Raw genomic sequence first — 18,803 nt, 5'->3', positions numbered from 1 at the left:
TACGTAGATGATTATCCAATCAGCTCGCGCATCTTCCTGTCTAACTCTATCCTGCTTGGCAGTAGCGCTTCATCTGGTATTAGCGTCCGTCCTGCCGAAACGTAGAAGAACCCAGCTTCAATGTCTTCGGGGGCAGTTTCCATTCCCATCTCGCGCAGCCTATCCGACCACGCCAGGCGGTAAATCGCCAGCTGTAGCGCCGCTACTTCCCTTTCCTTTCCGCGCGGCATCTGGCCTGTCTTCCAGTCAATGACGCTCCACTTCCCGTTGTCGTTAAACACCGCGTCGATTCGGCCGACGACCCGCCTCTGCCCGATGGCAATTTCAAACGGCACCTCTACATGCGTTGGCGTGCGGTCAGCCCACTCAGATGCCTCGAAGTTCGCCTTCAATTTCTCCAGTTCGCGTTCGGACGCGACTTGTTCTGTGCCGAGGAAGTCATCCAGTTGATCCCCGAAGAGATCCTCATCGTCCAGCAGACTGTGTGCACCGAAGCGATTCTCCAACCAAGCGTGGAATGCCGTACCTCGGCGCGCGAATCGGTTTGGCTTAAACGGCACCGGGCGTGCTTTCCGACGAGCAAACGCGACCGGATCCGCAATCATGGCTTGGTATTCGCTAGTGGACATGCTTGTCGGCATTGGTAGATGAATCTCCGCGGCCTTAGCTCGAAGGATTTCATCCACGAGAATGGTCGTTTCCGTTTCCCATACCTCAGACAGGTCACCTGAAATGGGGCGCTCATCCTGGTCTTCGCCCATGTAGCGCATGACGCTTTCGGCTGCTCGCTGCACACTATCTCGGCGGTTGCCCAGGGTATCGACGGGCCAGACCACCCCATCAACCGCAGTGTCGCAGTCCAAATCGACTTCAGTGTCCTCTACCTCAGGGTCCTCCCCATCTGTCCACGACACCACATAGTCACTGAATTGCGTGGCGATGGCTGCGAAGTCTGCCGACACGTCAGTGGGATTCTTCAAGCTCGGATTAGGCCGCCTGCTTGCAGTAACAATGAGCTTTTTTGCAGAGCGAGTCATGGCAACGTAGAAAAGGCGCTGCTTCTCTTCCCTTTCCACTTCTCGCAGCTCTTCCTTGTAGGCTTTGATCACCTTGTTGAGGTCGGTCTGGTTATCTGCGCCTGATATGTCCAGTTCAGGGGCATTGCTATCGACAGAATCAGCGACAGGAGCCCAATCGCCTGCTGCAAGCTGTGTTGCATCCTCTGTTGTTTCTGCACTAGCCGTTAGCGGATCCACTTGGGTAATTGCACCAGGAGGAAGTTGAACTGAATTGGTGAGCCACGATGACAAATCAACTTTGTCGAACTTGCTGGTGGTGATGCCCGGAACAGCAACCGTTTCCCACTCCAAGCCCTTTGACTTGTGCATAGTCATGATTTGGACACAGTTTTCCGGCATGTTCATAGGTGCCCGTTCCAAACCATCATCGTGTTCGACAGCGAATTCCAGATAGTTCAAAAACCCTGTCACATCGTCCGAGATATTTTGAGAATACGTCGCAGCGATATCGACAAACCTATCCAGATGTGCGGTCGTCGGCCTGGTTATCGCGGTAGCGGAACCGTACTGTCCAGCCGCTGCTTCTACGCGAATTCCAAACTCAGTAGCGATGTCCTCGACCAGTTCCGGCAGAGGCTTATTCAGCGAGAACCGACGTAGTTTTCGTAGGCTTGCACCCAACTGTGCGATGCGCACCATTGCTTCATCTGTGTAGTTCAGTGACTCGCTGCAGACCAACCGCCCATTTTTTTCCACACTGCCGCGCGCCAGCGGGGTGCCGTCGTAAAAACGAATATCTGGGTCGGCGATGGCGTGCCCCAGCCCCACCGCGGACGATGCTGCTTCGGCATCTTCCACGAGCTTGTCATACTGGCGAGCGAGCTGCGAAAGCGGTGAGGAGTCTGAAGTCTCTTCGACGTTGCCCTTCTTCCGGGCCAACTCGTCCTTTCCTGCCATTGCCAGCTGATCTACACGAGTGCGAAGTGCCTCCACGTCTGCGGCACCCAAATTGAACTGTGGGCTGAGCAGCAGACGCAGAGCATCCTGGTCTGAACTGGGCTCGACCAATATCTTCATCACCGAGGTGATATCCATGACCTCGGGCAAGTGCAGCAATCCAGCGAGTCCTACAATGATTGCAGGCACACCCCGCTCAGACAGTGCATCTAAATAGACAGCCGATTCAGCATTTGTCCGAACCAGGATGGCGGCATCGAGCTTGTTGCCAGCTGCTTCACATTCGCGTAATTGCGCCTCCATGCAATCTGCGATGTATGCAACTTCTTCCTCACCGGTTGCAGTGAAAGCAAGCTGCACCTCGCCCTGGCCTGCTTTTGGCCCCGCATCCAGTGCCTCTACCGTACGAGCCTGCCCCGCAAAAGCACGGTCGGAGACTGCGTTAGCAAGCTGCAGCACTGACTGCGGGTTTCGCCAAGAAATGGTCAGTTGCTTTTTCTCCGCTGGCTGTCCATCCGACCGCGGAAAATCATTGACAAACTGCACAAGGTTTTCGGCCGTTGCTCCTCGCCAGCCATAAATTGCCTGCATCGGATCGCCGACAGCGGTGACACAACCACCGGAGAACAGCGCACGCAGGAACAGCCGCTGTGTGTGCGACGTGTCCTGGTACTCGTCGAGCATGATGATTTTAAAGCGACGCCGCTCCTCCTCCCCGACTTCCGCGAAGTCGGTGGCTAGCCGGGCCGCCCGAGCCATCTGCATACCGAAGGTGGCGACATTTTCTTCATTGCACCGAGCTCGAACCTGCTCTACCAGCGGCAAAATCTCTAATCTCTCCCGCTGCTTATCGACGATGCCCTGTAGATCGCCAATTAGCCCCTCGCGTTTACCCTTCTGCGGGGTCTGCTCAATATTGCTGATGAACGCTTCGGTTTCCTCGCGAATCGCCTGCGGGGTAGACAAGTTTGAGTCGATGTTCGACCCCAGCTCAATAATGCGACTGGCCAGCGTTGATGGCGCAATATCGACATCAATTTCGGTCACATTGCGAGCTGTTTCCCAGGCCAACTGCCACTGCGTCGCGCCATCCATAATGGTGACCCCCGGCTCCGTCGGCAGCAAAAGACCATAATTGCTCACGACTTCAGAGGCATAGGCATCGTAAGTAAGCGTGGTTGGGGCAATGACCTCGAGGCTTGCTAGCACCTCTGGTGAAGCTTGTGCACGAAATGCAGCGGAAGAAGCAAGGGCATTCAGCTGTTGGCGGATACGGACGCCGAGCTCGCGCGCTGCCTTCCTGGTGAAGGTCAAACCTAGAACTTCTTCTGGGCGGATAAAGCCGTTGGCGACCAACCACACGACACGGGCAGCCATTGTCGCTGTTTTACCAGCACCGGCACCGGCGACAACAAGCATTGGTTCCATCGGTGCACCGATTACCGCCGCTTGTTGCGGGGTGGGCGGAAAGTCCTGCCCCATCATCTCCGACAGGGTGACGGGATCAATGATGGTTCGTTCCTCCGACATGACTACCGATTCCCTTCTGCTGCCGGGCACGCCTTCGAAAGCGTGCAGAACTTGCAATGATCACCAGCGAGCGCCAAGGCACGCGGGCCAGACGTCGCACGTGCTACCTGCTCCACGCGACGCTCCCAGTCAGCCAACTTGTCTTCCGTGAGCTTTGACTGTTCTCGGCTAGTGATAATGGTCTTATTGTGTGACTTTCGCGGAAATACCAGGTATGCCCCAGATTGTTCAATGCCTTCGCCGTTGTCCACAGTAAGCCCATCTCCGCTTTCAACGAGCTTCCCCTTCGACAACGCCAGCTGATATGTAGCTAGCTGTGCGTGTCCTTCTACTTCTTTACCGGAGGGCGCTGTCTTACCGGTTTTAATATCGACGATTTGAACTGCACCATCAGCGTCTTCAATCAACCGGTCGATTCGTCCGACAATCACGATGTCATCGTTGATGTTGACATTTACTGGGACCTCGGTTCCGATATCTTTCTTAGTCTCAATCCACCGCTGCCAATCCTCCAGCCCGGTCAACCAGGTCTCTTCCTCAGTACGCTTACGCCACTCCGGATCATCGGACAGGTCCCCAAAAACACGCCGGATCTCAGACTGAGCCTCAGGCACAGTCACTCCCTTGGCGACTGCTTCTACCGCCTGATGCAGTAGAGAGCCCAGATACATGGCCGATGTCGGTGCTGATTTATCCAACATGGCCTTCAACGGACAACTCAGGGTTGCTTCCACCTTGGAGGGATTGATCCTCATCGGCTTCTTGTCATTTACCGGCTTCGAAGTCGACGGTGCACGGAGCCCCCACCAGGTGTCTGGATGTGCGCCAGCAACCTCAACCTGCGCCAATCGCGCGAGTTGACGTGCAGCTTGTCGACGCCGCGTCTCAGTCTCCGCATCGTCCACAACGGCTGCACGCAGTTCTGCCAGCAGTGACTCCACAGAGAGCACCCGTGGCAGGCCTTCACCGGCCCATGCGACATCTTCTGCCTCTGCAACATCCGGATTGCCGGCGTTTGCTTCATTAGCCGTAGCCCCGACTCCGTGCGCAGACGACGATGCTTCCGACTGTTTCACCAGCTCCGTCACCGAATTACCGAGCTTTTCAACGAGCTCGATAATAAACGGACTGGGAACTCCAACATCGTCAGGAGAATCGACTGCGGTCAGCAGTACCCTGTCGCTCGCCCGTGATACCGCGACGTGCAGCAAACGACGTTCCTCCGCCAGCGCATCCGCCATGGAATTGATGTACTCCCGCGGCTCAATTCCGTGATCAACGAGACCGATGAACTCGTTCTGCTTCATCACCGAGCCAGTCACACCGAGGCTGGGCCACTGGCCTTCCTGGACTCCGACAACTGCTACTGCTTTCCACTGCCTGCCCAGAGCCGCATGGGCTGAGAGAATGCGCACGGCATCGCGCTCTACCCCGCTACGGTCACGTGCGCCGATGGGCAGCTCCTGCTCTTCCACAGAAGCGATAAAACCGTCAACCGTCAGTTTTGGATTCAGCTCCACACGGTCACCAGCAAAGTCGAACAGTGCCATCACAGCATCCAAATCGCGGTCAGCCGATGCGCCAGCTGTACCGCCGCGCAACGATGCCGCCACCAGATGGTCTGCCAAACCAGTGGACTGCCAAATTGCCCACAAAGTTGCTTCCACACCATCGCGCAACGCTTCACGAGCTGCGCTCAACAGATCCAGCGGCACCTGCAGCGCCTGACGTTCACGCTGCGACAGAGACTCAATAAGCTCCAGCTGTTCAGCTGTGAGTCCCTCTGCCTTCAAGATTCCGATGAGCTGAGTCATCGCGGCCCCGCCGAACAGGTCGGCCTTTCGGATTCCGCGCAGCAGACGCTCTTTGACAATCGGATCCATGTTGACCAATGGGCCGGAGAGGAACTCGTCCCACTCCACGTCATCGAGCTGGTTCATAGTTGCCCGCAACGCCACCATCAGCGCTCGCACCAATCGCTGATGACTTAGCACGATGTCCGTTGGGTCAATCTGCACAGGCACACCCGCACGCGACAACGCACGGAACAGAGAGGACTCCCCTGCACCGGACCGGACGATGACCGCCATATCCTTCCATGCCACTCCCTCGTCAATATGAAGGCGCCGGAAGTAGTCCGCGACTGTGGCTCGCTGTGCACGTTCAGAAGGATGAATAGCTATTTTTACTGCACTTTTAGCTGCGTACGAGTTTTCCGCTGCGACGGTATCGCTGTTGTTTCCAACTTCGGATTCACTAGCTTCTTGTGGCCCAGCTGAACCGACAATGCCACGGTATGCAGGAGTCTTAGGCAAGCGCTGAGAAACTGCGTTGACTAAATCCGCGATATCAGCGTTACAGCGGTAAGACTGCTGCAAGTGTATTGCCTTGCACTCGGCCTCACCAGTCCCCCGGAGATAGTCATTATTAGCACCGCGGAAGTGGAATACCGATTGATCTTCATCACCAGTAATGACGGCTACCGCCGCCTGCGACACAAACCGATCCACAAGACGCGCAGCTTCCGGGGATAGGTGTTCAGCATCATCGACCAGCACCACCGACTTTCCCCACCGAGCCAGTGCTTGCGCGTCTGCATCCAGCTCCATCAATGCCGCAGAGACAATCTCTGCAGCGTTCAGGCTGGGCTCCCACGCCAACCGCATAGTCTGCTGATACTCCGCCATAAACTTGCCAGCCGCACACCACGACTCAATGCCATAGTCCACGCCGAGCTGCTGAAGCCTCGGGGCATCAATCCCCCGCTCAGCTGCACGCAGCAGAAAGTCACGAACTGCACGGGAAAAACCGACTAATGGGAGAGCCGGGCGCAACCGCTCTGGCCAATACGCACCACCATCTTCCGCATGTCCGGCCAAAAGTTGCCGCACGACAGCATCTTGGCGTGCACCAGTGGTCAACGATGGTTCAGGCTCTCCCCGACTGACGGCGGCATCACGTACTACTGCATAGGCAAGTGAATGCACGGCACGCACCATGCCACCTTGGCCTGCCCCGACCGAACCGCCTTCCCCCAGTTCAGAGGCAAAACGCCTGTCAATATCCCGCCTCAATTCCGCAGCGGCCTCTTTTGACTGTGACACCACCAAAATGCTGTCCGCCGGAATGCCCGCCTGCATGTAGTCCACCGCGAGATCTGCCAGCAGCGAACTCTTTCCAGTCCCTGGGCCGCCTAAAACGCGCACAACAGACTGGTTTACAAGCTTGTTCTCTACCACGAGCGCCTGATTATGGGAAGGGAAAAGCGCCTCTACCGCAGTACCCAACCACTGCCGACGACGAGGAGGTTCCTCCTGGACGAACCGAACCTTCGGCATTCCATCTACGTTCATGTGCACCATTGTGGCACAACCTCCGGACCGATACTCGAACACCCATTCGAAATAAGGAGAAAAATACCCCCGCCCCAAAAACTCCCGTAAATACTGCCCGGCGTTACTTAGACACAAACGCGCGAACTAGCGAAGCCGCGCGGAACAGACCGCGATACGCACTCGGCTGCGATTCTGGACTAACAGCGTGGACAAAAAGTCGATAACACATCGCACGAACGAGCAACTGACCGAAATCCGGCAGGTGATCGAAGCGCCGCAGTAGCTCCTCATCAGCCCCCATCATGGACAGACAATCCACTGCCGCCAAGGCAGCTGTCCAACCACGGACATGCCACGCTGGCACGATATCGGTGAGAACCGGGGCGGCCGTGCCGTCGTAAAGCAGCGTGCCGACGAGGTCTGCGTGACAGACCTGCAGAAGCTCCGTTGGCACAACCATCTCTGCCCGCAGCTGGAGAAGATCACCGGAGATCGTGAGAGCCTCGGCACAATCGGCGCGGGGGACGCTATCCGCGTCGAGAAGCTGCTCGAGGATGCCGATTGGGTCAGAGTCCCAAGCTGCTCGATTACACATGACGAAGTAATCGGGCTCCTTATCAAGGAGGAACTGTGGCCGTTCAATACTGGCAAGCGACTCTTCCACACGACCAGCGGCCACAATGGTTTCATCGGCACGTGGCGCGAATCCCCCCGGGATGAAATGACGAGCCTGCCACCCAGCAATAACCAAGCGGCCGTCACTGGTACGCACGGATCTCGCCACTCGGACGCCATCGACATCTAGCGCACTGCGAACCTTTGCAGACCACAGCGCCTGCGCCGAATTATGTACCGGCGAAAGGACAATGGAATCGTCGTAGACCCAGCCATTGTCCCAAGCTCGCCCGGCACGATGCGGCTCGCCCTCGGCACCAAAGGCCTCTAAAACACGGTCGGGAGGAGTGGCGATCATAATCTGCTACTACCTTGCTTTCTGAGTCGGTGCGGCCGAATCGTCGTCCGCCCCAAATGGGTACGGCCAGCCGTTGACAGAACACGTCTTACCATCGACCTGATAGACCTCGCTGCTGTCGATTTCGTGCAGTTCATCGTTCGACACGCTCAGGGTCTGCTGCATCATGATTGGCGCGATACCGCCGTCCCTCGGACAGGGCTCGTGAACCGCGTACCCAAGTCCGTGACCAACCTCGTGATTAATAAGGTACTGGCGATACAATCCCAGATCCCCCTCAAAAGGCAGGGCACCTCGAACCCACCGGGCGATACTGACGACCACGCGCCCAGGCTCACCTTCCCGCTGCCCAGACAGGTAACAGGAGGTCTCCATTCCCAAGGTGTTGCCGCACAGCTGATGTGCGGTTCCAGTCGCGGAAAGCTGCACGACAATCGTCGGATCCTGGTCGCGAGGCACTGCCTCGAAAGAAAAATCTGGATTAGCTGTCCAGCCACGTGGATCGGCCAGAATCGAGTTCACCGTCTCTGCAAAGGCGCGCTCGCCACCAATCGAAGGAACATCAATGTTGTCTTCAATTTCCACGGAATACCTGACCGCATTGTCGTGCCCCTCCCCAACACGGGGATGCGCCACGGTGACATCTTTAAAATTTCCCGAGGGTTCCGTGGCAAAGGCCGGACCGGGTGGCAACTGCCCTCCCTCGTAACCATCACCGTATCCCTCACCGGGCACCGGACCAGGGCGACCATTGCCACTCTGCGAGGCGACAGTGCCAGTGCCGGAACCTGAAGAATCATCTTCAGCAGTGAAGATGTCGAAGAGAATGATGACTGTGAGCACCACAAGTACAGGGATGGCATAGGCTCGCCACCCCCAACTCCTTGCAATGCGTACGAGAAAGGGTTCTTGCGTCATTAGGCGAAGAAGCCAACCTTACGGTCTGCGTTATTACCGGTACGGACGTAGGCGACCTTGTCAGCATTAATCAGGTACTCCTGACCAGCGCCGTCGCTGAGCTCAATCACACCTTCGCCAGCAGCCAGCTTCTGGGAGATCGCAGCCTTGACCTCCTCACCACCAGCGACGTTTTCAATGTTCAGCTCACGCGTATTGTCTGCAAATCCAATAGTGATGTCCATAGGTGACATCATAACCATTCCCAAAGCGGCTAGGATTAGAGAGACCGATTAAGCCGTCGTGTCACGTGAGGTTACAAACAGCAAAGGAGTCGCCGTGGCAGAGTCCCAGTCCCCGACATTCGTCGAATTGGGGGTCGCCGCGGAAATCTGCGACGCACTCGCCGACGAAGGAATCACCCGCACATTTGCCATCCAGGAACTGACGCTGCCCTTGGCGCTCGACGGCACGGACATTATCGGCCAAGCCCGTACTGGAATGGGAAAAACTCTTGGTTTTGGTGTCCCCCTCATTGACCGCGTCTTTGATGACGCCCGTATACCGGAACCGGATGGCACTGCCCGCGCAATCATCATCGTCCCCACTCGTGAGCTATGTGTGCAGGTCGGCGAGGATTTGGCCCGCGCTGCGCACTCAACCAATCTGCGTGTGTGCACTATTTACGGTGGCCGCCCCTATGAGGAACAGATTGAACAGCTAGACCGCGGCGTGGACATCATCGTCGGTACTCCCGGCCGTCTCATCGATCTTTACCAGCGCAATAATCTAGAGCTGTCAGGCGTAAAGATTTTGGTTCTCGACGAGGCCGACGAAATGCTCGACTTGGGCTTCCTGCCGGACATCGAGAAGATTCTGGCTGCGGTGCCAGATGAACGTCAGACCATGCTCTTCTCGGCAACAATGCCGGGCCCAATTCTGACTCTCGCACGTACCTTTATGAATCGCCCGGTGCACATCCGCGCTGAATCAGGCGAGGAAGAGGCCACAGTCCACGAGACCACTAAACAGATTGTTTTCCAATCGCACCAGATGGATAAGGTCTCGGTCATTGCCCGCATCCTGCAAGCCAACGGTCGTGGTCGCACCATCATTTTTGCTCGCACGAAGCGCGGCGCCGCCTCGGTTGCTGAGCAGCTCGGCGAGCGCGGCTTCCTGGTCACCGCCGTCCACGGCGATATGGGCCAGCCTGCACGTGAGCGCTCGCTGACGGCGTTCCGCAATGGCGACGTCGACGTCCTGGTCGCAACCGATGTCGCCGCTCGCGGTATCGATATCGACGATGTCACCCACGTCATCAACCACCAGGTGCCCGATGACGAAATGACCTATGTCCACCGCATCGGCCGCACCGGCCGCGCGGGACACAGCGGTGTCGCCGTTACGCTCGTCGGCTGGGATGAAACCACAAAGTGGAAGGCTATTTCAGATGCTCTCGACCTGGGCATGGCCGAGATTCCGACGTGGTTTTCCACCTCCCCCGAGCTCGCCGAAGCTCTAGACATCCCCGAGGGGATCGATGAGAAGGTCGGGCCAGCCCGCCCGGTATTGGGTTCCCGGCCACCTCGCGGGCGTGGCGGAAGAGGCCCGCGAAACAACCGCTCACAGGCTCATCATCGCAATCGCGGCCAAGGACGAAGCTCAAAGCGGGCCGGCCACTCCAATTCTCATCGTCGCAGCTAGGCCGCTGCGCGTGCCAACTCCCCGCCTCACCTCTCGCCACGACCACTCGTCGACAGGACATTCCAACCGTGCTGCAGTCACCACAAGCCAACGCTGAGCCCACCACTGCAGAGACCCGACTGCGCCGCAATCGAATCGCATCAGTAGTTCTCATCATCGCCGTAGTGCTAGTCGTCGGTTGGACATGGGTCGCTTCTCCGGCTCGTAAAGTCGATCGCACTGAATCCACGGCACCGACGAGCAGCACAGCGCAAGCCCCGGCCGCGAACGATCCGGAGGCAATGCCACATACTCTCCGGCCGGTGTGGTCCACCGAATCGTCGGCAAGCACAAGCACGCACACCATCTCCCCGGCGCCACTGGTGATGGACAACTCCCTCATCGTTGCTGAGGACCGGGGCGTGCGTGCTATCTCGCTTAACGACGGCACGGAGCGCTGGCACTATCGACGAGATATTCCGCTTTGTGCGCTCTCGGGCAGTGATGGCCAAGTTTTCGCGACTTTTCGTGGGGCAGCTGGCTGCGGTGAGACCGTTGCACTCAAGCCCGACTCGGGGCAGTATGTCGCGACCCGTAAATCGATTGCGGCTGACAGCCCTGCCGCCGTGCGCTCGAACTCATACGCGGGTGTCTACGACTCTGGATTCCTGGAGCTGTGGCGCTCTGACCTGGTCCGAGTAGTCGAGTACGGCAAGATTCCAGCGTCTCCGGAACCGAAGATGCAGCCGCATCCGGAGTGTTCGATTATCAGTGCGCTCACGCGCGTGGAGCTGCTGGCCGTCGTAAACAACTGCGATGGTCACGGGCGCCTGGTCATGCAGGCGGCAAATCCGGAGGAGTCTCGGAAACCGGAGGTCAAGAGCGATATTGACCTTGGTCCGGCAACTGCAGATATGTCACTGGTATCGATTGGCCAGGACACGGCGGCGGTACTGTCAGACAACCGCATCCGAGTTTTTCGTATGGACGGCACGATGCTGACTGAATTGGCGCTGGATGAGACTACCCTGCGCCCAGCACCGGCGGAAGCTAACTCCAACGGCGATGCCCCGCGTGCGCCTTTTACAACGGATCTTCCCCATCACATGACGTGGTGGTCGCCGCGTGGTTTACTGGGCTTCCGCCCGAGCACCCTGGCGCCGGATTTCGAGTTTGCTGAGGCCACAGGAACCCCAGCTCCATGGGGTGAGCATGTTTTCATGCCAGTCACTGACGGAGTCGCGGTATTGAATGCCAAGACTCTGGAGATTATCGGCACACTCCCGTTGCCTGCAGCTGCGAAGTCCACTCAAGCAAATAATGCGGACAAGCCGGAAGTGCCCGTGCGCCTTGCGGTTGTCGGTGACACGCTACTGGTTCAGCGCGGTGAGTCAGTCGACGCGTTCGCCATCGAAGCTTAGAAAGAGCGGGCAGCCCAATCAATCGCCTTCGGACTAAACATACAGGCCAGCGCAGCAATTGAAGCTGCCGCCGTCGGTAGAGCAAGCAGAAAAGCGCTCGAGCGGAACATGTAATAGGCCACGCCCAGCAAGCAGAGGTTGAGCATAATGATCGGCCCGCGCCCCCATCGGGCGCCACGCAGCAACATAATCGCACCAGCGAGAACAGCGCCGAAAATGAGAAGGAACCACAGCGCGGTACCCCAACCGGAAATGACCGCGGCCTCGTCGCGGTACCCCATCAAATCACGAATGAGAAGGAAGATCCCGTAGCCCAGACCGAGGGCACATTCGGCGACACCAATCCACGCACCGACCATAACAACCTGAGGTGCGGCGATCGGCCCGTCGGCTGCCGCAAGCTGGTCGGTAGTACGCGATTTGGGCGCATTGCTGCTGTTTTTCTGGTTACTCACGCCCTACATGTTAGCCCGGTGCGAACCGATGAATACACCCTGGAGGCATACCGGCTAATGCGCCCATCACAAGTCTGCTCATGCACTATTCTTGGTGCCTGTGCGTGCGTTGCTAATCTCCAATCCGAATTCGACCAGTAACACTGCTCGACGTATGCCCGGCGTTGTGCGGGCGCTTCGCTCGGTCGAGGGGATTCGCTTGACATCCATGTTTACCGCCTACCCTGGCCATGCTGCGGAAATGGTGGCGGGTAAAACGGTTCGCGATTATGACGTCATTATTTCTCTCGGCGGCGACGGAACCATTAACGAGATTGTCAATGGGCTCATGAACTCCAACCCATTCTCCGCACTGCCTGCCACTGACCTGCCTGCCATCGCGACAATTCCCACCGGCAGCGCCAACGTTTTGGCAGGTGCGTTGGGTATTCCCCGCGACCCCGTAGATGCCGCGTGGTACATCGCAAGTCTGCTGCGCTCCCGAACCCGCAGCACTATCAGCGTTGGACATGCAGCGGAGCGATGCTTCGTGGTCAATGCCGGTATCGGCATCGATGCGGAAGTCATTTCCACCATGGAACAGCTCCGACAAAACGGTACCCGCGCCAAAGCCGTGCGCTATTTGCCGGCAATTTTCACCGCATGGAATCAGTTACGCAAAAGCCCGCCACAAATCACTGCAACTATCGACGGCACGGAGTTTGGCCGTGATCTCGCAATGGCCGTGGTGTCCAACTCCAATCCCTGGACATTCCTCGGCGACCTCCCCATCGTCACCAACCCCACTGTGTCCCTACGCAGGGGCCTGGGCTTTTATGGCTTCACTTCCCTGAAGGGAGTGACGGGGCTTGTCGCCGCAGCCAATTTGGCCGGTTTCTTCACCCGACTGCGTTCACCCTTCCACGTCGAAGCCCGCGAACGACGCGTCGACAACGTCCAGCACATCGAGCTCACCGCTACTGCCCCACTTCGTCTCCAGTTGGACGGCGAGTACATCAATCAGTGTGAGTCCCTCAACATCCGTGTTAAGCAAGGCGCTATCAGTTTTGTGGCGCGTGCCGACGATTACACCGAGGACCAGTTCACCAAGAAAGTCGCTACCCGCCCCGTGGACGAGCGCTTGCTCGTTGTGGTGACCAAAAAGGTCATGGATCGCACACGCCGACTGTTCAGTACTAGCCAAAAGACCGAGACAAACCCGACTTAAGCTGCAACTGTTTACTGACAAGCCAACAAAAATGCGCCATACACCCTCACTACTGCAATTACCAAAACTAAAATCACCCCCACAAGGGGCTAGTTTTGACCTGGCGTTTTAACCAAAACTTCACTTTTCTGTGAGGTTTGGCACTTTTATTCATTTTGCTCTTTACGAACCGCCCCAGTCGTGAAAACATGTAAATCGTCAGCGAGACAGGCACGCAGTTCACTGGTTGTGTAACCATGCAAGTCTCGCCTTTTTAGGCGCAAACTCTTTGGTGAGTCCCCACTACCTTTCACGTCGTATAGGCGATGGAACAGGTGGCCCCTCCCAAGATGCCTAATACCCCTGGGCAACCGGGAATGAACCCCAACCTTCGTTGAGATACGGCGATTTGTCGTGTCTGACGAAATCCATTTCCGGAGCTGCCTTCCCGCAAGGAAATTTAACCCTGCCCTCACCCGGGGCTCGTAATGTTTTAGGAGTTTGTCATGGATTGGCGTCACAAGGCCGTTTGTCGTGAAGAGGATCCGGAGCTGTTCTTCCCGGTCGGTAACTCCGGCCCGGCCCTCGCCCAGATTGCTAAGGCCAAGGTCGTTTGCAACCGTTGCCCTGTTACTGCTCAGTGCCTGGCCTGGGCACTTGAGACCGGCCAGGATGCAGGTGTCTGGGGCGGCATGAGCGAGGATGAGCGTCGCGCACTGAAACGCCGTCGCAACCGCGGCCGCACCCGTCGCACTCGCACCAGCACCACGGTCTAATTAAAGGACTTACCCTCGTACCGTGTAATCTATACCGGTTGATACCTGTTTAACCCGATAGAAAGAGAGCCCAGCTATGAGCAAGCGTGGCCGTAAGCGCAAGGACCGCCGTAAGAACAAGGCTAACCACGGCAAGCGTCCGAACAGCTAAGTTGCCCTTAGTTGCAGCAGTCTTAGCCATCACCGGCTAAGACATCTCACTCCACTCCAGCACAACTCGGTATTGCACCGAGGGACGGGGTGGAGTTTTTTATGCCTCCAGCGGATACCTCAACGGGTAGCAGATTTGAAAGTGACTAGGTTTATGACACATGAATTGAATTCACCCGCGGTTTTTTGTCATAAACCTAGTCACTTTCAACACCTTTTCGATGCCTCGTCGATACCGCATCCTCGCTTTCCGGATTAACGATCCGCCGGAACCTTACCAGCGAGTTTGGAGCCCAAACCCCACCGGAGTAACGTCTGAAAATAGAGCTTTTACAGCAGCTCCAGCTAGGTTGCTCGAAAGCAATGGGGCTATAGCTCAGTTGGTAGAGCGTCGCGTTCGCAATGCGAAGGTCAGGGGTTCGATTCCCCTTAGCTCCACAAATAGCTCCACAAAAATATCCCAGGCCACATCACCGTGACCTGGGATTTTCCCATTACGCATTACCGCATTACCGTATTACGCAACATCGCATTAAGCATCAAAGGAATACGCGCCAAAAGATGACGCACCAAAACCTAGCCGCCAGCAGCTACCTGCGGTACTCCACCCGCGTATAGGACACGCGAATCCGAGTGGTAATGCGCTGACGGAGGTCCTCAGGGGCAGGTTGCTGGCAGCACCGGCGTAGCAGCCGTCGTATAGCTTGCTCGGAACCGAACTCTTCCAAGCACTGAGGGCATTTGTGAATGTGTTCCTCGAGAAAGCGGCGCTCCTCCGAATCACACTCGCCATCTAAAAATGCGTGTAGGCGCGAGTGGACATCCTGACAGAAAGCATCTTCACAGGCGTGTCCGCGCTCTGGCGTCTGCTCCATATCTTGGCTCGACTCTCGGCTCATCGCGGAGAATCTCCCTTCTCTTCTTTCAAGAATCCACGTTCCACGGCTACGTTGTGCAACGCGTCTCGGAGCTGTTTTCTTCCACGGTGGAGCCGACTCATCACAGTTCCGATGGGCGTACCCATGATTTCGGCGATTTCCTTGTAGGGCAATCCCTCGACATCGGCGTAGTAGACCACCATCCGGTAGTCCTCTTTGAGGCTCATCAAAGCGTCACGAATTTCCTCGTCAGGAAGCTTTTCCAGCGCTTCAACCTCAGCAGAGCGCAGCCCTATCGAAGTGTGCGACGCGGTTTCCGCGATCTGTGAATCCGTGATGTCATCGGTGGCGTACTCGGCAGGACGACGCTGCGCCTTGCGGTAGTTGTTGATGTACGCATTCGTCAGAATGCGGTAGAGCCACGCTTTCAGATTCGTGCCCGGTTTGTAGGAGCGGAAGCCCTGAAAAGCCTTGATATAGGTCTCCTGCACCAGGTCTTCGGCATCGGCGGGGTTGCGCGTCATCCGCAGCGCCGCTCCATAGAGCTGATCCAAAAGCGGCATGGCGTCACGCTCAAAGCGCTGCGCAAGCTCCTCATCCGACTCATCAGTCCGGATGGCCGATGTTCCTGTCTGATCACCTGACATGCTACCTATCCTAAAACATCCGCACCCACGAGTCGGCCAGACCCCCGTCACCAGGCATTTCGTAGCGTGGCGGCACTGGTGTGCAACGATGGGAAATTATGTCGAAGAAGTCCGCCAAGAAATCCGCTGCCGCCACCCCGGCAATCGCCGTCTGTCAGAACGCCGGAATCGACTTCCACGTTCACCAATTCCCCCACGGCAGCGACAACTTCGGCGAAGAGGCCGCCTCTTGGCTACTAGAGCATCTCGGTGTCGAGCCCGAACGCATCTTCAAAACTCTCATTATCGAGCTATCCGGCAAACTCACTGGGCTGGCCATCGCCGTCGTCCCCGCCACCGGAATGCTCAACCTCAAGGCCGCCGCCGCGGCTGTCGGGGCGTCCAAGGCCATGATGGCCGACCCCCATGACGCGTCACTTGCCACCGGCTACGTTCCCGGCGGCATCTCCCCGCTTGGCGGTCGCCACAAGCTCCCGACTGTCATTGATGAGACAGCTACTCTCGCCGACACGGTGTTCGTCTCCGGTGGTCGCCGCGGGTGGGACATCGAACTGTCACCCGCTGATCTGGTTTCGCTTTGCGACGCCACGGTCGCCGACATCGCCCGCTAATCCGGCGGCTACTCCTGCAACCTCCCCACTGATACGACCTTAAAACAGCTCCTCGTTGTGGCCGGGTGCTGCTCCATCGGGCCCATTCAGCAGGTGCGGCCCTTCATTCGCAACATTGCCGACGGCGCGGTTGACCGGTCGGATGGTCAGCTTGTCCACCACTTCTGCGCTGGTCATGCCAACATCTCCGTCTGCTGCCCAGGCCGAGAGATCCAACCAGTCACTGACTTCGTCGTCGGCAAGCACGCGCGGCATACGATGATGCAGATCCGCGAGCTGTCCCACGGCGTCGGTGGTGAGAATTGTGGCGGAGACGATATCGCCCCAGCGCGCCCACAGCCCAGCGACGGTGAAAAGCGGTGCGTCATCGCTGAAGCTGACGAAGTAGGGCTGGCGATTCTTCCACTCATACCAACCGTTCATGGGGATTGCGCAGGGCAGGCCGTCCCGGAAAGTCGGTTTGGACTGCCAGGTTTCCGCACGGGCATTGAAGAAAGGTTTTGTTGGCACTTCGCGGGCCCACTGCGGAATTAAACCCCAGCGCACGGTGGCAGCAATGGTTCCTGTGCGGCCGGGGTGCTCGCGGGCAAGAGCAACTATTGGCATGGTCGGGCCGATGTTGTAGCGGGAGGTGGGCAACGGGCCGTCGGCACGCACGGGCGCCAAACCGGGAATCTCAGCAGTTGTGCTGAGCAGTTCTTCGGCGACTGTGAAATTGACGAAACGACCACACATACCAACTGATTGTGCCGTTGACTCCCCCTCTAGTCGAGGTATGGAGTGAAAGTGTTCCATAATTGGTTGTGTGTGTTCCCAAAATCAGAATTGGTCCGCCCCTACTGTAAGTGTCGACGGTGCCGATGCCGGTCGACAGCCTTTTAACGCCACGGTGCAGATTGCCGGCTCGAAGTCGATTACGAACCGTGCCCTTGTCATCGCGGCGCTATCTTCGACACCATCGGTTATCCATGGTGCTCTACGCTCTCGCGATACCGATCTTATGATTCGCGCACTGCAGGCCCTGGGAACTGACATCAGTGCCGACTCGACATATTCGGGTGCCCCGAACCACACGCTCCGCGTCACTCCACGCATGCTTCGCGGTGGTGTCGTGGAATGTGGTCTCGCAGGTACGGTTATGCGCTTCGTGCCACCTATCGCAGCTCTTGCGCAGGGGTCGGTGTTCTTCGAAGGCGACGTAGAGGCCAAGGCTCGCCCGATGTCGGCCGTGCTGGATGCCCTGCGCAGCCTCGGTGTGAACATCGCGGGCAATGGGCTTCCCTTCACGGTCAATCCGCAGGGCCCGAATCAGGGCAACCGCCTCGGTGACTCGGTCCAGGAGCAGGATCTGCCGGACATCGGCGGCGAAGTGGAAATTGACGCTTCGGCCTCGAGCCAGTTCGTCTCTGGTCTGTTGCTGTCAGCACCGCGCTATGGCCGTGGCCTGGTACTTCGCCCGACCGGTGAGATTCCTTCCCGCCCGCACATTGACATGACCCTGGACATGCTTCGCGAGGCCGGTGTGCAGGTCGAGGAGACCACGGCCGACACACCTGAGGGACCACACACAACGTTCACCATTCACCCGACCGAAATGATGGGTCGTACTTGGCAGGTCGAGCCCGATCTGTCCAACGCCGCCGCCTTCCTGGCCGCTGCGGCTGTCACTGGTGGCAGCGTCACCGTGCCCGACTGGCCAGAGCACACCACGCAGCCGGGCGACCGAATCCGCGAGATCCTCACCGCTATGGGCGCTACCGTGACGTTCAACCGTCACGAGAGTGGCCGCGCCAGCCTCACCGTCGTGGGCCCAAAGCCGTCCGAGCTGCGCGGAATCACGCTGGACATGTCCGAGATTGGCGAGCTGACCCCCACCGTCGCGGCCATCGCCGCCTTGGCCACTACCCGCACCGAGCTGACGGGTATCGCACACCTGCGCGGTCACGAGACCAACCGTCTCGCCGCGCTCACCACGGAAATCAACCGTCTCGGCGGTCGCGCCACCGAGCTTGACGACGGCATTGCGATCGACCCCGTTCCGCTCCACGGTGGTCTCTGGCACAGCTACGCCGACCATCGAATGGCCACCGCTGGTGCCATTGTTGGCCTGCGCACGGAGGGCGTGGAAGTCGAAAATATCGGTACCACTGCTAAGACCATGCCTGGATTCGATCTGCGCTGGCTGGAGATGCTCGGACTGGCCTCCCCCAGCCCTAGTTCGTTGGAAAAGTCAGTCGAAGCTCGACTTGATGGTGTGGACAACGGAACCGAGGCAGGGAAATAAC

The 18,803-nt window shown here is 57.9% G+C and carries 16 protein-coding genes and 1 tRNA gene; 8 read left to right on the top strand and 9 right to left on the bottom strand.

The window, feature by feature from the left end:
- Positions 1-11: 11 nt before the first annotated feature.
- The 5 genes from HMPREF1206_RS04750 to HMPREF1206_RS04730 all read right to left on the bottom strand — a co-directional run bounded on the left by HMPREF1206_RS04750 (position 12) and on the right by HMPREF1206_RS04730 (position 8,956).
- Positions 12-3,506, bottom strand: a complete 3,495-nt coding sequence (locus tag HMPREF1206_RS04750) for an ATP-dependent DNA helicase (protein ID WP_016422232.1) — start codon at positions 3,504-3,506, stop codon at positions 12-14.
- Between the two features lie 2 nt (positions 3,507-3,508).
- Positions 3,509-6,859: an ATP-dependent DNA helicase gene (locus tag HMPREF1206_RS04745; RefSeq protein WP_231367177.1), complete on the bottom strand. Its 3,351-nt coding sequence runs from the start codon at positions 6,857-6,859 to the stop codon at positions 3,509-3,511.
- Between the two features lie 103 nt (positions 6,860-6,962).
- Positions 6,963-7,814: a TIGR02569 family protein gene (locus HMPREF1206_RS04740; RefSeq protein WP_016422230.1), complete on the bottom strand. Its 852-nt coding sequence runs from the start codon at positions 7,812-7,814 to the stop codon at positions 6,963-6,965.
- 9 nt (positions 7,815-7,823) lie between these two features.
- Positions 7,824-8,732, bottom strand: a complete 909-nt coding sequence (locus tag HMPREF1206_RS04735; protein ID WP_016422229.1) for a DUF3152 domain-containing protein — start codon at positions 8,730-8,732, stop codon at positions 7,824-7,826.
- Positions 8,732-8,956, bottom strand: a complete 225-nt coding sequence (locus HMPREF1206_RS04730) for a DUF3107 domain-containing protein (RefSeq protein ID WP_042388469.1) — start codon at positions 8,954-8,956, stop codon at positions 8,732-8,734. Before HMPREF1206_RS04730 ends, HMPREF1206_RS04735 begins: the two co-directional genes overlap by 1 nt.
- A gap of 94 nt (positions 8,957-9,050) precedes the next feature.
- On the opposite strand from HMPREF1206_RS04730, the gene HMPREF1206_RS04725 reads away from it, so the two are divergent.
- Positions 9,051-10,415, top strand: coding sequence for a DEAD/DEAH box helicase (locus tag HMPREF1206_RS04725; RefSeq protein ID WP_016422227.1), 1,365 nt, complete (start codon positions 9,051-9,053; stop codon positions 10,413-10,415).
- A gap of 68 nt (positions 10,416-10,483) precedes the next feature.
- Positions 10,484-11,815 carry a PQQ-binding-like beta-propeller repeat protein gene (locus tag HMPREF1206_RS04720; protein WP_016422226.1) on the top strand — a complete coding sequence of 444 codons (1,332 nt, stop codon included), beginning with the start codon at positions 10,484-10,486 and terminating at the stop codon, positions 11,813-11,815.
- Here HMPREF1206_RS04720 and HMPREF1206_RS04715 read toward each other — a convergent pair.
- Complete coding sequence (locus HMPREF1206_RS04715) at positions 11,812-12,270, bottom strand: hypothetical protein (protein ID WP_224783785.1); 459 nt, start codon at positions 12,268-12,270, stop codon at positions 11,812-11,814. The two genes, HMPREF1206_RS04720 and HMPREF1206_RS04715, sit on opposite strands and share 4 nt — an antisense overlap.
- Positions 12,271-12,370: 100 nt before the next feature.
- Here HMPREF1206_RS04715 and HMPREF1206_RS04710 point away from each other — a divergent pair, with 100 nt between their 5' ends.
- From HMPREF1206_RS04710 to HMPREF1206_RS04700, 4 genes are all read left to right on the top strand, one after another.
- Positions 12,371-13,477 (top strand): diacylglycerol kinase family protein, encoded by a 1,107-nt coding sequence (locus HMPREF1206_RS04710; protein WP_172620231.1) that lies wholly within the window; start codon positions 12,371-12,373, stop codon positions 13,475-13,477.
- Between the two features lie 485 nt (positions 13,478-13,962).
- A complete protein-coding gene (locus HMPREF1206_RS04705) occupies positions 13,963-14,232 on the top strand; it encodes a WhiB family transcriptional regulator (RefSeq protein ID WP_016422223.1) in 270 nt (89 codons plus the stop codon).
- Between the two features lie 76 nt (positions 14,233-14,308).
- Positions 14,309-14,383 (top strand): 50S ribosomal protein bL37, encoded by a 75-nt coding sequence (locus HMPREF1206_RS11455; protein ID WP_014300525.1) that lies wholly within the window; start codon positions 14,309-14,311, stop codon positions 14,381-14,383.
- A gap of 364 nt (positions 14,384-14,747) precedes the next feature.
- Positions 14,748-14,820: transfer RNA gene (locus HMPREF1206_RS04700), tRNA-Ala, on the top strand.
- A gap of 152 nt (positions 14,821-14,972) precedes the next feature.
- Here HMPREF1206_RS04700 and rsrA read toward each other — a convergent pair.
- Both rsrA and HMPREF1206_RS04690 read right to left on the bottom strand, forming a co-directional pair.
- Positions 14,973-15,257, bottom strand: coding sequence for a mycothiol system anti-sigma-R factor (gene rsrA / locus HMPREF1206_RS11450; protein ID WP_038629430.1), 285 nt, complete (start codon positions 15,255-15,257; stop codon positions 14,973-14,975).
- Positions 15,258-15,277: 20 nt separating this feature from the next.
- A complete protein-coding gene (locus tag HMPREF1206_RS04690) occupies positions 15,278-15,907 on the bottom strand; it encodes a sigma-70 family RNA polymerase sigma factor (RefSeq protein WP_016422221.1) in 630 nt (209 codons plus the stop codon).
- A gap of 98 nt (positions 15,908-16,005) precedes the next feature.
- Here HMPREF1206_RS04690 and ybaK point away from each other — a divergent pair, with 98 nt between their 5' ends.
- A complete protein-coding gene (gene ybaK, locus HMPREF1206_RS04685) occupies positions 16,006-16,518 on the top strand; it encodes a Cys-tRNA(Pro) deacylase (RefSeq protein ID WP_016422220.1) in 513 nt (170 codons plus the stop codon).
- A 39-nt stretch (positions 16,519-16,557) separates the two neighbouring features.
- Here the strand turns inward: ybaK and HMPREF1206_RS04680 are convergent, their stop codons facing one another.
- Positions 16,558-17,253, bottom strand: a complete 696-nt coding sequence (locus HMPREF1206_RS04680; RefSeq protein WP_016422219.1) for an SOS response-associated peptidase — start codon at positions 17,251-17,253, stop codon at positions 16,558-16,560.
- A 70-nt stretch (positions 17,254-17,323) separates the two neighbouring features.
- On the opposite strand from HMPREF1206_RS04680, the gene aroA reads away from it, so the two are divergent.
- Positions 17,324-18,802 carry a 3-phosphoshikimate 1-carboxyvinyltransferase gene (aroA, locus tag HMPREF1206_RS04675; RefSeq protein ID WP_016422218.1) on the top strand — a complete coding sequence of 493 codons (1,479 nt, stop codon included), beginning with the start codon at positions 17,324-17,326 and terminating at the stop codon, positions 18,800-18,802.
- Position 18,803: the final 1 nt, after the last annotated feature.

Origin of the sequence: Corynebacterium sp. HFH0082, assembly GCF_000411235.1 — a bacterium.
GTDB lineage: Bacteria > Actinomycetota > Actinomycetes > Mycobacteriales > Mycobacteriaceae > Corynebacterium > Corynebacterium jeikeium_D.
The sequence above is the reverse complement of the archived record's forward strand: the minus strand, read 5'-3'. Positions and strand labels throughout refer to the sequence as shown.